At 52.3% G+C, this 14,886-nt stretch carries 19 protein-coding genes; 6 read left to right on the top strand and 13 right to left on the bottom strand.

Annotation, left to right across the window (positions count from 1 at the left end; translation table 11 throughout):
* The first annotated feature begins 40 nt into the window (after positions 1–40).
* The 4 genes from ACS0RQ_RS12595 to ACS0RQ_RS12580 all read left to right on the top strand — a co-directional run bounded on the left by ACS0RQ_RS12595 (position 41) and on the right by ACS0RQ_RS12580 (position 2,321).
* The gene (locus ACS0RQ_RS12595) at positions 41–511 is read left to right on the top strand and encodes a GNAT family N-acetyltransferase (protein ID WP_271851880.1); all 471 of its coding nucleotides are present in this window, start codon (positions 41–43) and stop codon (positions 509–511) included.
* 310 nt (positions 512–821) lie between these two features.
* On the top strand, positions 822–1,223 hold the full coding sequence (asr, locus tag ACS0RQ_RS12590) for an acid resistance repetitive basic protein Asr (protein ID WP_039078840.1): 402 nt from the start codon (positions 822–824) through the stop codon (positions 1,221–1,223).
* A 91-nt stretch (positions 1,224–1,314) separates the two neighbouring features.
* Complete coding sequence (gene ydgU / locus ACS0RQ_RS12585) at positions 1,315–1,398, top strand: small membrane protein YdgU (RefSeq protein ID WP_090088754.1); 84 nt, start codon at positions 1,315–1,317, stop codon at positions 1,396–1,398.
* Between the two features lie 101 nt (positions 1,399–1,499).
* Positions 1,500–2,321, top strand: coding sequence for a trypsin-like serine peptidase (locus ACS0RQ_RS12580; RefSeq protein WP_071195522.1), 822 nt, complete (start codon positions 1,500–1,502; stop codon positions 2,319–2,321).
* A gap of 1 nt (position 2,322) precedes the next feature.
* Here ACS0RQ_RS12580 and ACS0RQ_RS12575 read toward each other — a convergent pair whose 3' ends face one another.
* From ACS0RQ_RS12575 to ACS0RQ_RS12550, 6 genes are all read right to left on the bottom strand, one after another.
* Positions 2,323–4,485 carry a bifunctional diguanylate cyclase/phosphodiesterase gene (locus ACS0RQ_RS12575; RefSeq protein WP_271851881.1) on the bottom strand — a complete coding sequence of 721 codons (2,163 nt, stop codon included), beginning with the start codon at positions 4,483–4,485 and terminating at the stop codon, positions 2,323–2,325.
* Between the two features lie 110 nt (positions 4,486–4,595).
* Positions 4,596–4,925 (bottom strand): multidrug/spermidine efflux SMR transporter subunit MdtI, encoded by a 330-nt coding sequence (gene mdtI, locus ACS0RQ_RS12570; protein WP_271851882.1) that lies wholly within the window; start codon positions 4,923–4,925, stop codon positions 4,596–4,598.
* A complete protein-coding gene (gene mdtJ, locus ACS0RQ_RS12565) occupies positions 4,912–5,274 on the bottom strand; it encodes a multidrug/spermidine efflux SMR transporter subunit MdtJ (protein ID WP_271851892.1) in 363 nt (120 codons plus the stop codon). Before mdtJ ends, mdtI begins: the two co-directional genes overlap by 14 nt.
* A gap of 114 nt (positions 5,275–5,388) precedes the next feature.
* Positions 5,389–5,487 (bottom strand): protein YdgV, encoded by a 99-nt coding sequence (locus ACS0RQ_RS12560; RefSeq protein ID WP_418904010.1) that lies wholly within the window; start codon positions 5,485–5,487, stop codon positions 5,389–5,391.
* 189 nt (positions 5,488–5,676) lie between these two features.
* Entirely contained in the window at positions 5,677–6,744 is a 1,068-nt protein-coding gene (locus ACS0RQ_RS12555; RefSeq protein WP_271851883.1) for an AI-2E family transporter, read from the bottom strand.
* Between the two features lie 16 nt (positions 6,745–6,760).
* Positions 6,761–6,937: a hypothetical protein gene (locus tag ACS0RQ_RS12550; RefSeq protein WP_271851884.1), complete on the bottom strand. Its 177-nt coding sequence runs from the start codon at positions 6,935–6,937 to the stop codon at positions 6,761–6,763.
* Between the two features lie 160 nt (positions 6,938–7,097).
* Here ACS0RQ_RS12550 and umuD point away from each other — a divergent pair, with 160 nt between their 5' ends.
* Positions 7,098–7,520: a translesion error-prone DNA polymerase V autoproteolytic subunit gene (gene umuD / locus ACS0RQ_RS12545; protein WP_334312457.1), complete on the top strand. Its 423-nt coding sequence runs from the start codon at positions 7,098–7,100 to the stop codon at positions 7,518–7,520.
* A gap of 8 nt (positions 7,521–7,528) precedes the next feature.
* Here the strand turns inward: umuD and ACS0RQ_RS12540 are convergent, their stop codons facing one another.
* The 6 genes from ACS0RQ_RS12540 to ACS0RQ_RS12515 form a co-directional block, all read right to left on the bottom strand.
* Positions 7,529–8,545 (bottom strand): SDR family NAD(P)-dependent oxidoreductase, encoded by a 1,017-nt coding sequence (locus tag ACS0RQ_RS12540; protein WP_271851886.1) that lies wholly within the window; start codon positions 8,543–8,545, stop codon positions 7,529–7,531.
* A 14-nt stretch (positions 8,546–8,559) separates the two neighbouring features.
* Positions 8,560–9,621, bottom strand: a complete 1,062-nt coding sequence (locus ACS0RQ_RS12535; RefSeq protein WP_271851887.1) for an ABC transporter ATP-binding protein — start codon at positions 9,619–9,621, stop codon at positions 8,560–8,562.
* A 2-nt stretch (positions 9,622–9,623) separates the two neighbouring features.
* Positions 9,624–10,493, bottom strand: coding sequence for a carbohydrate ABC transporter permease (locus ACS0RQ_RS12530; protein WP_271851888.1), 870 nt, complete (start codon positions 10,491–10,493; stop codon positions 9,624–9,626).
* Positions 10,471–10,737: a carbohydrate ABC transporter permease gene (locus tag ACS0RQ_RS12525; RefSeq protein WP_499079317.1), complete on the bottom strand. Its 267-nt coding sequence runs from the start codon at positions 10,735–10,737 to the stop codon at positions 10,471–10,473. Before ACS0RQ_RS12525 ends, ACS0RQ_RS12530 begins: the two co-directional genes overlap by 23 nt.
* A gap of 75 nt (positions 10,738–10,812) precedes the next feature.
* Positions 10,813–11,781, bottom strand: a complete 969-nt coding sequence (locus ACS0RQ_RS12520; protein WP_023279773.1) for an IS5 family transposase — start codon at positions 11,779–11,781, stop codon at positions 10,813–10,815.
* A gap of 21 nt (positions 11,782–11,802) precedes the next feature.
* Positions 11,803–12,861 (bottom strand): MFS transporter, encoded by a 1,059-nt coding sequence (locus ACS0RQ_RS12515; RefSeq protein ID WP_334634446.1) that lies wholly within the window; start codon positions 12,859–12,861, stop codon positions 11,803–11,805.
* A gap of 103 nt (positions 12,862–12,964) precedes the next feature.
* Here ACS0RQ_RS12515 and ACS0RQ_RS12510 point away from each other — a divergent pair, with 103 nt between their 5' ends.
* A complete protein-coding gene (locus tag ACS0RQ_RS12510; RefSeq protein WP_271851502.1) occupies positions 12,965–13,873 on the top strand; it encodes a LysR family transcriptional regulator in 909 nt (302 codons plus the stop codon).
* A 265-nt stretch (positions 13,874–14,138) separates the two neighbouring features.
* Here the strand turns inward: ACS0RQ_RS12510 and ACS0RQ_RS12505 are convergent, their stop codons facing one another.
* A complete protein-coding gene (locus tag ACS0RQ_RS12505; RefSeq protein WP_271851503.1) occupies positions 14,139–14,858 on the bottom strand; it encodes a type 1 glutamine amidotransferase in 720 nt (239 codons plus the stop codon).
* Between the last annotated feature and the right edge of the window lie 28 nt (positions 14,859–14,886).

Raw genomic sequence — 14,886 nt, 5'->3', positions numbered from 1 at the left:
CGCTGAACTGTGCCAGCCCATCTCTTTGAAAGGCAAAAATATGGTTGTGCTTCACCCCATGTCTGAAACGGAATTTGCAGGCTTTCTGGCCTATTTTATTCCCGACTATGCTGCGGAGATTGCCGCTAATTATCACCTGTCCCAGGATGAGGCGTTGGTGCAGGCAAAAAGAGAAATTGCCAGCAGCTTGCCCGACGGTGTGAAAACGCAAGGTCAAAGCCTGAAAAGCATCGTGCATGCAGAAAACGGCAGCGAAGTGCAGATTGGCTATTTATGGTACCGGGCGAATGGGGAGGATCAATCGGCATTTATTTATGACTTTTACCTCCTGCCCGCGTTTCGCGGTAAGGGGCTCGGTAGCCGTGCGATGCAAAGTCTGGAGGCTCTGCTGGCAGGCGAAGGTATCCGGCAAATCAAATTACGCGTCGCTGCCGAAAATGCGCATGCCAAAAACGTTTATGAAGCGAATGGCTATCAGGTCACCGGCTATAACATGAATAAATTGCTTTGAAGCATGCCGGGGGGACACGCCGGGTCTCCAGACTGGCTTTCAGTCCCCCTTTCTGACTTTATTCGTGCAATCACGATGACGCCACCTTACGCATGTTAATTCATCAACTGACAACAACAAACATAACCTTTTGAAAATAAATATTTTACCCATCATACAGAAACCGCAAGCTGTGACTCCCGGCTCGTTTGTACATCCCGTTACACGCCGAAACCAATCACTCACGGAAAGATAACATCTCTGTCGGTATAGTCTCTTCAACGGCCCCGCAGTGGGGTTGAACGATGAAACCAAATTCGAGGATATCAGAATGAAAAAAGTATTAGCTCTGGTTGTTGCCGCTGCTATGGGTCTGTCTTCTGTTGCGTTCGCTGCTGATACCGCAGCCACAACTGCAGCTCCGGCTACTACCACCACTACTGCTGCGCCTGCCGCTGCACCTGCTGCTGCGCCGGCTAAAACCACGCATGCGAAAAAAGTTCACAAGAAAAAAACCGTTGCACAGAAAGCTCAGGCCGCTAAGAAAAAACATCACAAAAAAGCAGCAGCTAAACCAGCTGTAGAGCAGAAAGCTCAGGCTGCTAAGAAAAAACACCACAAAAAAGCAGCGGCTAAACCGGCTGTAGAGCAGAAAGCTCAGGCAGCTAAAAAACACCATAAAAAACACGTAAAACACACTGCAACTAAACCAGCTGCTCAACCGGCTGCATAAGTTACCGTGTAATACCCCGCCTGCTGTACAGGCTGAGTAAATCGTCGGCGCTGAACCCTGAGGTGAAGCGCCGTTTTTCTCTGGAGGGCCTATGCTGCGACGTTATCGTTTCGAGTTCATCCTGTTAATGCTGATTGTCTGCGCGCTCATTGCCCTTCGGCTTTTTCTTTCCTGATGTAGCACGCTGATTTTACTCCCACTTTTTTCTCGCCCCGTCTATAGTTTATAAACCTGGGTTCACATTTAATAATCATAATTACCCCACCAGAGTGTGATATGCGAAAAACCGTTGTGCTATTGCTGGGATCGTTTTTTCTCTTTTCTGCTTACGGACATGCCGACGATGGTGATGATGACACCATTGATGCGGCTCAGATCAAGACGCTGTTCTTTGGTCATGATGATCGCGTTCGCGTTACTACACCGACCCGCTCCCCCTGGGATGCGATTGGGCAACTGGAAACGGCCAGTGGCAATTTATGTACCGCGACGCTTATTTCTCCTCACCTGGCCTTAACCGCCGGGCATTGTCTGTTGACGCCGCCGAACGGCAAACCGGATAAAGCGGTAGCGCTGCGTTTTGTTTCGCAGAAAGGAACCTGGCGCTATGAAATCCACGGCATCGAAGGGCGCGTCGACCCGTCTCTGGGTAAACGGCTGAAACCCGATGGCGATGGCTGGATCGTGCCGTCATCCGCCGCCCCCTGGGATTTTGGGCTGGTTGTGCTGCGTAACCCGCCGTCCGGCATTACACCGTTACCGCTGTTTGTGGGTGATAAAGCGGCGCTGACGGATGCGCTAAAAGTGGCAGAGCGCAAAGTGACGCAGTCGGGTTATCCGGCCGATCATCTGGACACGCTGTACAGCCACGAAAATTGCATTGTTACCGGCTGGGCGCAAAACAGCGTGCTGTCGCATCAATGCGATACGTTACCCGGCGACAGCGGCTCGCCGTTGATGCTGAAAACCGCCGAAGGCTGGCAGCTTATTGCGGTCCAGAGTTCAGCCCCGGCCGCCAAAGATCGCTGGCGCGCCGACAACCGGGCCATTTCGGTGACCGGTTTTCGTGACAAACTCGAAGCGCTGGCAAAAGAGTAAATCAACCCTGCCGCAGATGACGCAAATGTAAGATGTCGTCCAGCGGCATGGGTTCGCTAAACCAGTAGCCTTGTAACTGGTCGCAACCGGCCAATCGTAGCATCTTCATCTGTTTTTCATTTTCCACGCCTTCGGCCACCACCATCATTCCCAGCGCACTGGCGATGCGAATTGTGCCACTCACCAGCGCCGACGCTTGTTCATCATCATCCACCAGCCCGGCCAGGGATTTATCAATTTTGATCGTTTCAAAATTGAAGCGACGCAGGTAGCCGATACTGGAGTATCCGGTACCAAAATCGTCCAGCGCGACCGACATGCCCAGCGCTTTCAGGGTGGTAATGGCGATATGCGCACGCTCCGGATTTTCCACAACATAGGTTTCGGTCACTTCCAGTTGCAGGCGTGCTGGCGGGAAGCGCGTACTTATCAACACTTTCGCCACCTTGTCCTCAAAATCCGGGTCGCGAAATTGCGCCGGGGAGATATTTACCGACAATTTTAAATCGCTGTGCGCCTGCAGATCGTTACAGGCGCGACGCAGAACAAACTGCCCCAGTTCGTAAATCAGCCCACTGGTTTCCGCAATCACAATAAAATCATCGGGTTTAAGTTCGCCAGCCGGGCGGCGCGGCCAGCGGACAAGTGCTTCGACGCCAACCATCGCCAGGCTACGCGCATCCATAATGGGCTGATACCAGACATCGAATTCACCGCGCTCCATACCGTTACGGATATCATTTTCAATCAGCAATTGCCGCTCACGGGCACTGTTCAGCGCCGCATCGTAATGCGTGATGCGCCCTTTGCCGATACTTTTTGAGTGATACATGGCGATATCGGCACGGCGGAAAAGCTCAGTACTGGTGCACTCCACCAGCGTGCCGCTGGCGATGCCAATACTGGCTCCAATATGGATCGTCCGCTCTCCCACCTGGATGGGGTTATTCAGATACGCCAGGACATACTCGGCAAATCTTGCGGTCTGCTCCTCTGCCCAGGGGCCGCCAACGGTCATGGCAAACTCATCGCCCCCCATCCGTGCCAGCATCCCCTGCGTCGGCACTTTCTCCCGTAACGTCTGGGCGATGGTTCTGATCAGTCGGTCCCCCACATCATGCCCGTAAATGTCGTTCACATCCTTGAACCCATCAAGATCGACAAAGGCGACGCTCATCATACTGGTGTCGCCCCGCGCGGCGAGTTTATCGAGATGTTCAATCAGGGCGCGGCGATTAGGCAGGTGGCTCAGCCAGTCGGTTAGGGCAATCTGGCGAGCAATATTTTCCCCTTTCGCCAGCTTATACAACCCGGCGCTGCTCAGGATAATAAACAGGAGGATCAATTCCGATGCCAGCAGGGCGATTTGACGAATATTGGCAGAAGCCGCCTCGGCCGCCTCCGCGCCCGGCAGGCGCCGTGACCAGTCTAACCAGCCCAGCACCTCCCCCGCCGAACTTTCCAGCGGCACGGCGAATTCATCCGGCTTCTGCTCCGTGAACGCTAAATCGGCTATCTGGAAGGTATCGCCCAGCTCTTTAAGGATTTGTGTATTCAGGTGGCGGGTGATCACCAGATAACGCCGGGTATTATCATTAACCGCTAAATTACCCACCATCGGGCGGATAAGGCCAATCCCTATAAATGCGGTGCCGCTGCGGGTACGGGTAATCCCGGCATAAATTTCATTGCTGGAAATCAGCGAAGCCGAATTATTACGGATGAGCGCCTGTAAACCCTTGCCAAAAAAATCGAGCGAATGTTCCGTAAATGTGGCGCTGTGAAACGCTCCCCATAAGACGTTGAAGTTTTCATCAAGAATAAAGGTGCCGTCATAGAGATTATTGACTTTAAATCCCTCGCCCCAGGTTTTATAGAGCCATTGGGTATCGAGCTGTGGGCGATACGCTTCCCGCACCGCGTCATCCCAGACGGCGTTATCAATGACCAGCGAGCGCACGCGATTTACCGAGGTCTGAATCGCCCCCTGCACAGACAGCGCGGTGCGATGTTCATCAATTTCGTTGGCTTTACTACTGATCAGATGCAACGAAAGATAAAGCAGTGCAACGATGGAAAAAATAAGCCCAATCCCTGCCAGGAAGATCATGACGAACAGGGTTTTGGCATTCGGGATATTCCGCCAGCTAAATGGGTTCAACATGCACTGCCCCCTCTATCCTTAACAGGAAAAACAGCCAGTTGAGGACTTCCGTTAACTAAGCGTATTACAGACGGTGGATTTCGCTGCCCCAAATTCGGGCAGCGATCACATCAGGCGAGTTTTATTAGTATCATACCAACAATCAATAAGATAACCCCTATCCAGCCTTTATTATTCAGGCGCTGGCCGAAGAGGATCCAGCCCGCCGCCAGGGTCGCGGCAATGCCGAACCCACCCCAGAGCGCGTAAGCCACTGACAAATCTATACCTTTTACCGCCTGAGACAGCGCGGCAAAGGCACCAAGCACCGCCACCAGCGAGCCAATCCCGTATAATTTATGGCGAAAACCCGCTGAAAATTTAAGGAAAATATTGCCGACGATCTCCAGAACGATAGCCACCGCCAGCCAGACGCCGTGAACCCACTCAAACTGTTGCATTGCGGCGCTCCTGCGGCGTCTTAGCCGCTTTCCGGGTGCCCGATTTGATAAGCACAATCCCGACCACCAGCGTCATCAGCCCGGCAATTTTCATCGGCGAGAGCACTTCATCAAACAACACAACGCTAAACAGGGTGATCAATAAAATACCGATCCCCTCCCACAGGGCATAAGCCACCCCGAGGGCAATCTTTTTAACCGCGAATGATAATAAAATATATGACAGTGCAATCATCACCAGCATCAGAATAAAACCGGTGTGTCCGTTGGTCACACTTGCCCACTTCATTGATAATGTGCCGGTTATTTCAGCCACGATGGCCAGCGCTAATAATATCCAGTAAATCATCATGCTTCTCCTGCTTGAGAATATAATCCTGCAGGGTTCTTCCCTAACGGAAAACCCGATGCGTAAAAAATAAAAGTCGCGTAATTTACGCGAGCCTAAGCAGAGAGAAAAGGACTATAGCGCCGAGCGCCAGTGTTGTTCGCCGGAAAGCAGAAAGACAGAAGAAGTAAGACGGGAAAAGCCAGAAATGAACGTCCTGAACAGATTATCCATAAAATTACAATATCCGCACATTGCTTCTCATCGTGGCGGAACGATTGTCCTCAGTAGTAAAACACGCCCTATTTCTACCACAGGGCCTGTTTTTCCTCAAATTCTTTTCACTTCTTTACCTGTGCTCACCGGGTTTGTGGAAATGGCATCACAGCCGCTGGTGAAAAATATCGGCGGCGGCAATACAGATTATTGTTCCGATTTCATCGCCAGCGCACGGTCTTCGGCGAGTAAATTCCACGAGGCAATAAACAGCCCGGCAATCATTGGCCCCAGCACAAAACCGTTAATGCCAAAGAATTGCAACCCGCCAAGCGTAGTCAGCAAGATTAAATAATCGGGCATCCGGGTATCTTTGCCGACTAATAATGGCCGCAGGATATTATCAGCCAGCCCGACCACCACGACAAAATAGAGCGTCATCATTGTACCGGTGATAATTTCCCCGGTGGAGAAGAGAAAAATAGCCGCCGGAACCCAGATAAGCGCCGTACCGACCGCCGGGATCAGCGACATGAACGCCATCAGCGAACCCCACAGCAGGCTGCCGTTAATGTCGGAAAACCAGAAGCCGAAGCCTCCCAGCGCCCCCTGCACAATTGCTACCACCAGTGTCCCTTTCACCGTGGCGCGGGAGACGCTGGCAAATTTATGGAACAGGCGGCGTTTGATTTTGTCCGTCAGCGGAATAGCCGTAAATATTCTGCGAACCAGCCGGGAGCCGTCTTTCAATAAAAAGAACAGCAGATAGACCATCAGACAGAAACTGACGGTAATACTCAGGGTATTTTTACCAATAATCACCGCGCTGCCCGCCAGATATCGCCCGGAGCTCAGCGCCACACCAGATAATTTTTCGCGAATGGCGCCGACAGAGTCAAAGTCATTTTCACGTAAATATCCCTGCGCCCAGCCGGGCAGATAACTAATACTGTCAGTAAAGAGCTGTGGCAAATCCGTGGCGTTATTTTGCAACCGTTGATAAAGCGCATTAATTTCCGCAATCAGTGACGTGACAATAATCATTAATGGAATAAAAACTAACACGCAGATAAGCAGTACGGTCAGCAACGAAGCAATACCGTCACGCCCCCGTAACCAGCCGGATAATTTCACCCGCAGCGGATAAAAAATAAGCGCCAGAATAACGGCCCAGATAATGGCTGCATAGTACGGCTGGATCAGGCTAAAAAACGCCACACTGACCAGCAACAACAGAACGATAAAAAAGAAATTATGGGTTTTCAATGCCGTCATTTTCGCCATCCAATGGTTAAACTGCTGCTAAGTGTAGTGGCTGGCCCACTGAATGTAAAAAACGTCCGCCGCCGCGAAATAATAAAATAGCGTTTTTTCCCGTATTATTCTCATGGTTGCCTGCGGCCAGGCGATGGCCTGAAATACCCGAATCGCGCATTTTTTCATCATCCAACAAAAATCCTTGTGTCATCAATCCCTTCACAAAAATCGCAGCGAGGCGGCTTGATCGATGCCCCTTCCTGACGATACTGTATATAAACACAGTAATACATAAAAACAGTAACCATGGATGTTTCAGCGGCGAAAGCCTCACCTTTATCAGGACGTCTACAGGTTTGTCAGGCAGCCTTATGCCTGCCATTACGTGGGAGCGACATGCAATGACAACCAGCGCTTTTCCCAGCCCGGCGGCCGATTACATCGAAGGTGCGATCGACCTGGTGGCACACTTGATTAGCCACCCGTCAGCAACCTATGTGCTGCGCACCGCCAGCGATGCCATGTGCGGCGCGGCGATCCTGCCCGGCTCCTTACTTTTAGTGGATAGCAGCCTGCAGCCGGCGGATGGCGATATCGTCGTCGCCCGCCTGCTGAGCGGTTTTACCGTCCGGCGTTTACGCCTCTCACCACCGCGCCTGGTGGCAGAGAACGAAAACTATCGCACGGTGTACATTGATGAGGAGGAAGGCGCACATATCGTGGGCGTCGTCACCACCATCATCACCACGCCCCGGCGCAGCCTGCACGTGCGCGCAGCCAGCGTGCGGGGGTGAAGATGCGGTCATACCAGGCGGATACCGGCGTCGATAAAAAAGAGCCCCCCGGTACAGCCACGGGCGTCATCGGAGGCGACAAACAGCGCCATGGCGGCAACGTCCCGGCCTTCAAGGGTGATATCCAGCGACTGCATAGCCTGGATCTCCTTTTCAGATTCCGGCGTGCGCCACAGCGCCTGCTGACGTGGGGTGGAAATCGCCCCCGGCACGATGCAGTTAACGCGAATGCCCGATGGCCCCAGTTCGCGCGCCAGCGTCTGGCTTAGCCCGACAATCGCCGCCTTTGACGTGGTATAACCGGACATGCCCGGTCTGCCCTTCATAAAGCTGGTGGAGCTGGTCAGAATAATGTTGCCGCCCTCGCCTTTTTGCATCAGCGCGGCAACGGCCTGGCTGGCAAAGAATTGGTGGTCAAGATTCACCGCCAGGCTCTCGCGCCAGGCTTCCGGCTCCACCGTGAAGGTATTGGTCCGGTCGTCACGGGCGGCGTTATTGATCAGCACATCAATGCGGCCTTCCTGGGCGGCAATGTCGTTGATCGCTTCGCGCAACGCGGCAATATTTCGCACATCGACCGGATGAAAACAGGCGCCTCGAGCTTGCGCCAGCGCACTCCCCGCCGTCATATCAATATCCAGAAAGTGTACCCGGCTCTCCTGCTGGCGAAACGCCGCCACCAGATCCGCGCCAATTCCGCTGGCCCCGCCGGTGATCACCACCACTTTGTTTTGCAAACTCCCGTAACGGGTATAACGATGTTCGGTCATCTTTCTGTCCCATCTGGCGCCAGTAACGCCTGCATTATAGAACCGTTGAGGGTAGCGCGTTTGACGCCAGACAGATAAGCAATGGTTGCGCCAGCCTGGCGCGCCACACCCCCAGGTTAAGGTGACATACCCATGGGCGCTGACATTAAGTGACAACGTCACGTGATAACCCTGCTGGCGCGGTTCCGGCAGCGCCTTTTTGACAGGCGGCATCATTAATCCATCGACGCCAAAGATAATGGCTTTCCTGTTCATTACCTCCCTTAGCGTTAGTTGATTCGCACGCCGCTTGCGGCATCAAATAGATGAGCATGACGGGCATCCGGCAGGATTTTCAGCGTTTCACCCGGCAGTGCCGCCACGCGCTGATGAAACAGCGTGGTCACTTTTTGCTGGCCGATATTGAGCAGAATCTGCGTTTCCCAACCGGTGGGTTCCACCACGTTGACATGGGCATCGATCGACGCCGCAGCCGTCAGCACAAAGTGCTGCGGTCGTACCCCGTAGAGCACTCGCTGCCCGATATCCAGCCCCGGCGTCTGGGCTACCGGCAGGGCAATGCCGTCATCGGTCATCACGATGCCAGGCCGCTCCACGTGCCCGGTGAACAGGTTCATCGACGGCGAACCGATAAAGCTCGCTACAAAGGCGTTGGCCGGGCGGTCGTACAACTCCAGCGGCGTGCCTACCTGCTCAATATGCCCGTCGCGCAGCACCACGATACGGTCGGCCATGGTCATGGCCTCAATCTGATCGTGGGTGACGTAAATCATGGTGGTGTTAAGCCGCTGATGCAGCGCCTTGATTTCAGTGCGCAGCTCCACGCGCAGTTTGGCGTCGAGGTTAGAGAGCGGCTCATCAAACAGGAACAGACGCGGGTGGCGCAGGATCGCGCGGCCCATTGCCACGCGCTGGCGCTGCCCGCCGGAAAGCTGCGACGGTTTGCGCGCCAGCAGCGGCGTCAGCCCTAACGTGTCGGCGGCCTGGCGCACCTGGCTGTCAATTTTCGCCTTCGCCACGCCCTGCATTTTGAGCGAGAAACCGAGGTTATCCGCCACCGTCATGTGCGGATAGAGCGCGTAGTTCTGAAAGACCATCGCCATGTTGCGCTCCTGGGGCGAGAGATCGTTAATCACCTCGCCGTCCAGAATCAGCTCGCCGCCGTCGATACCCTCCAGCCCGGCAATCATACGCAGCAGCGTTGACTTTCCACAGCCGGACGGCCCCACCAGGGCAATAAATTCGCCGTGGTGAATGGTCAAATCCAGACCAGGGATAATGGTCTGCCCGTTAAAACGTTTTGCGATGTTGTTGAGTGTCAGGGTTGCCATTATTAATCCTTAAGTCCACCAGCGGTTAAGCCCTGTACCAGATAGCGCCGCACCAGCAGGGTGAAGGCAACCACCGGCAACATCACCAGCGTGCCGCTGGCGGCAATTTTGCTCCACTCCCACCCTTCGTATTGCAGGAAATTCACAATGGCGACCGGGGCGGTAATGGCGTTAGTACGGGTTAAAATCAGGGCGTAGAAAAAGTCGTTCCACGAGAAGATGAAACAGAGAATGGCAGTCGCCGCGAGGCCCGGTTTGACCAGCGGCAGCGACACCCGCCAGAAACTGCCCCACAGGGAGCAGCCATCCATCCACGCCGCCTCTTCCAGCGTGACCGGAATGGCGGCAAAGAAGGTCTGCATCAGCCAGATAACGACCGCCAGGTTAAAGGTGAGATAGACAATCGCCAGTCCGATGACGGTGTCCTGCAAGCCAAGCCAGCGAAAGGCGAGAAAAAACGGAATGGTAAAGGCGATGGGGGGCGCCATGCGCGTCACCAGGATCCACAGCGCCACATAACGACGGGCGCGAAAGCGCCAGCGCGTCAGCACCCAGGCGGCAGGTACGCCGAGCAGGAGCGAAAATACTGTGGAAATCACGCTGACCATGAGGCTGTTGCCAAACGGCTGCAGGAAATTCCCGGCAATCAACTGGCGATACGCCTCCAGCGTGGGCGTGAAAAACAGCGTCAGGTCGAACGCATCCATTGACGGGCGCAACGACATGATGACCATCCACAGGAAAGGTGAGAGAAACAACACCAGCAGCAGTAACGCCGCCAGCGTGCGTTTGCCTTTGAAACGCCACTTTTTGCGCCGCGTAACGGTGAACGCGAGCGGACGGCGTTCATCAGTGTGCTGTACTGTCATCATTCCACCCCGCACGGCCAATCAGCCAGCTTAAAATAAACACCCCGACCAGGATCACCACCGCGATGGCGCTGCCGTATCCCCACCAGGAAAAGTTAAAAGCCTGAATAAAACCATAGTAGTTAGTGACTTCCGTCACCGAGCCCGGTCCGCCGTCCGTGAGGATGTAAATCAGCGGAAAGGCTTTGAAGCTGTCGATCAGACGAAACAGAATGCACACCGCCAGCACCGGTTTGAGGTGCGGCAATACGATGTAGCGGAAAATGGGCTTTGTTGAATAAATCAGATTTCGGGTAAGTCTCCCCCGTAGCGGGTTGTGTTTTCAGGCAATACGCACGCTTTCAGGCATACCTGCTTTCGTCATTTTGTTCAGCGCTCGTACCAGGGCCATAGCCTCCGCAACCTGACCATCGTAGTCACGCAGCGTCAGTGACCCCCCGAACAGCTGTTTTACCCGGTACATTGCCGTTTCCGCTATCGAGCGACGGTTGTAATCTGTTGTCCATTTCCACCGCGCATTACTCCCGGTCATTCGCTGATTAGCCACTGCACGGTTACGGTCTGCATATTCACCGGGCCAGTAACCCGCACCTTTTCGGGGAGGGATAAGCGCGCTGATTTTCTTACGCCGCAGTTCATCGTGACAGAGCCGGGTGTCGTAAGCGCCGTCTGCCGATGCTGCCCTGATTTTTCTGTGAGTCTGCCGGATAAGACCCGGGAAGGCTTCTGAGTCCGTCACATTGTTCAGCGACAGGTCTGCACAGATGATTTCATGTGTGTTGCTGTCAACGGCTAGATGCAACTTTCGCCATATACGACGGCGTTCTTTGCCGTGTTTTTTGACTTTCCATTCGCCTTCACCAAAGACCTTCAGCCCGGTGGAATCAATCACCAGATGCGCGATTTCACCCCGGGTGAACGTTTTGAAACTGACATTAACCGACTTTGCGCGCTTGCTGACACTGGTGTAATCCGGGCAGCGCAACGGAACATTCATCAGTGTAAAAATGGAATCAATAAAACCCTGTGCAGCCCGCAGGGTCAACCTGAACACGCGTTTAATGACCAGCACAGTCGTGATGGCAAGGTCAGAATAGCGCTGAGGTCTGCCTCGTGAAGAAGGTGTTGCTGACTCATACCAGGCCTGAATAGCTTCATCATCCAGCCAGAAAGTTATGGAGCCACGGTTGATGAGGGCTTTATTGTAGGTGGGCCAGTTGGTGATTTTGAACTTTTGCTTTGCCACGGAACGGTCTGCGTTGTCGGGAAGATGCGTGATCTGATCCTTCAACTCAGCAAAAGTTCGATTTATTCAACAAAGCCACAGAAAGAATGCGAGAGTGGTTATCAGGAACATAATGGCTGTCTGTAATGAAGAAAAACCGGCTCGTTGTTCATCCTCAGGATACTGGACAGCCACCACCGAAGCGCAGACAAGTCGGCTATATGAGGCGCCAAGAAATAAGGTGATAAACAGACCTGCATTATGATAACCCACCGCAGGAATCAGCAAACTTGCCACAAAGAACAGCGTTGATAGTGTTGCCAGCATTAGCGTGGATAAACGCGCTGTTAGAACCCCTGTTATTTTTGTAGACAGATAACCTGCAATCCCGCCACTTAAGAACAATACGGGCAACAGGTTTTGTTGTGCTGCCATATACTGCGTCATTAATGGCGTTATTATGGGAATAATCAGCATTGGACTAAATTGTGCCAGAGCCGTACAAGAGGCAAATAATAAGGTTTGCGTATCAATAGGCAGTCTGGTTTTCACGCCTGATGAGACCGTATCCCTGGGGATGATAAAGACTATCAAGGGTAAAGAGACCAGGCAAAAACAACTGATTAACCACAGCGCGGTATGCCAGGCATAGCGCGAGCACAAAAATAATATAACGGGCATTCCTATAATGCTTACCATCGAAAATGACGCAATCACCGTCGCCAACATTTTTCCGCGCAATTGTGCCGGTGCATTATTTATCAATAGACTTGTCCCCACCCCCATTGTCGTACCGCCCACCAACCCTGCGCAGAATCGTAGTATAAGTAGAAGACTAAAACTGGAGGTAAATGTCATCAAAAGTGTCAGCAAGCCTAACAGTGTCATATTGGCGATTAAAAAACGTTTCTTATTGAAACAACCAATCCAGTAAAAAGCGACAACGCCCGAAATGACTGCCCCCAATGTATACATACCGGACACATAGCCTGAGAAGGATACGGGAACGGCAAAGTCTGCTGCCATAAAGGCAAAAATAGGGTTGAACATCATATATTCCAGCGCATTCGTGAACTGGATAAAAGCCATTACAATAGCAATACGCATAAGGGCTTTATGATTAAACGTCTGTATGGCCTGAGACATAGCAAGCAACCTGTGGATGAAAGATATCTGAGTGTAACTGCTATCAATGCTGTGCATTAGATGGTAAAAATGGCACTTATTGTTATCAATAATGGGATAATTGATGCGAGCGGCCCTGGATTTTACCAGCGTGAAAGTGTTCATTGCTGTGGTTGAAAGAGAGAGTTTTGTGGGGGCATCGAAAGTTCTTGAAATGCCAACATCCAACGTGAGTCGTTGTATTTCTCAGTTAGAAGAAAAACTGAATATTCAGCTCATTGAGCGCAGCACCCGCCATATGAAACTCACCCAGGCGGGGCATCTACTCTACATCCGGGCGAAGCCACTACTGGAGGCGCTTGAGCAAACTGAGACAGAATTAACGTTGCGGCAGATGCAACTCAAAGGCCCATTACGTATTTGTATTCCCAATGAAATAGGTCCTGCATTGCTGGGTTCTGTTATTGCCGATTTCGCCTGTCAGTACCCGGAGCTGGAGATCAGCTGCGTCACAAATTTGTCAGGTTTAGAATCCCTCCGCGATGATCTTGATTTAGCTGTCATTGTTACCCGTGGTCAGATGGATGACAGTGACTACATCGCCCGTCATCTGATGACTATCCCTTGTACCGTTGTTGCCGCCCCCGCCGTCATTCAGCGTTATGGCACCCCTTCTCATATACAGCAATTTGAAGAGTTACCCTGTATTACAACGGTCAGTGCGCTGAAAGGCGCCCCCTGGCAGTTTGTCGATAAAAAGGGGGGATTCGAGACAATTAAGGTTAACGGGCATTATCGGGTAAACAGCGGAGAGATGGCAGGACGAGCCGCTATAGCAGGCGTCGGTTTTGCAATTCTGGCGAAACAAGCCTGCCAACCCTATATTAGCGATGGCCGGTTAATCGAGGTTGAGTTTGAGCAATCGGCAGCGCCATTGCAATTATTCGCGCTTTATTCAGATCGGCGTTTTTTGCCTGCTAAAACAAGAGCGCTCATTGATTTCATGCACCAGAAATTAAGCAAGATATCCTGAGCAATATAAGGCGATATTGAATCGCCACTGAGCGTCCCGTCAGCACAATAAATATCTTCGTAACACAGAATATTTGCTTAATGCCAGGGGTGGAAGTGGAAGTGGAAGTGGAATTATCTGGCAGAATTTTCGCATTCCAGGTGGGGATTCCGACGGCGCAAAGTTGATATTAATTACCGGGCATATCGGTAAGATTACTGTGTCTTATTCATAGCAAAACTTAAAATAAGCCCGGAGAAAAGCATCCCCAGGCTTTATTCTATGGTTAAGCTGATTTGTAACGTGCTTCCAGCTTGTCCAGAAAATCAACCAGTACCTGGTTCATTTCGCTGTAATCGTGCGCACGCAGTTCTTCTGGTGTATTAACGAAGCGATATTCTGCGGCGCGGTCCAGATCTTGCGCAGAATGTTCGATCAAATGCTCCACAATATCCGGCGTCAACTCCATGTGGCACTGGAAACCAATGACACGATCTGTGTATGAAACGATCTGACGTGGGCATCCCTCACTGTAAGCGATGATTTTCGCATCCGGCGTCAGACCCGGCATATCGTTATGCCAGTGGCCAACTTCGAGCGTCTTCGCAAAGTGAGAGAACATCTCATTGTTGCTACCGTCTTCTGTCAGCATGATCGGGAATTTACCTATCTCTTTTTCAGGGCTGTGTGCGAACGACGCGCCCAGGGCTTCACCGATCAACTGTGAGCCAAGGCAGACACCCATAACCACCTTACCGGTATTAACAGCAGAATAAATGAGCGCCTGCTCGGCTTTAGAATCGAAGTGCGGACATTCTTCCACTGTTGTGGCTGGATCTTGCGGGCCGCCCATAACGATCAGGAAATCGATGCCTTCAGCATCGGATGGCAACGCATCTCCTGCGTATACGCGTGAAAAAGTCACATCATGACCGTGGCTTCTGGCCCATGTTTCATATACGCCTGGGGCTTCAAAACTTTCATGTACGATAAAGTGTACTCGCATTAGGATAGGCTCCTGTAATACCTATGAT

The organism is Phytobacter diazotrophicus (genome assembly GCF_052061655.1).
Classification (GTDB): Bacteria; Pseudomonadota; Gammaproteobacteria; order Enterobacterales; family Enterobacteriaceae; genus Phytobacter; species Phytobacter diazotrophicus.
Note: the sequence above shows the minus strand (reverse complement) of the source record. Positions and strands in the feature narration are given on the sequence as shown.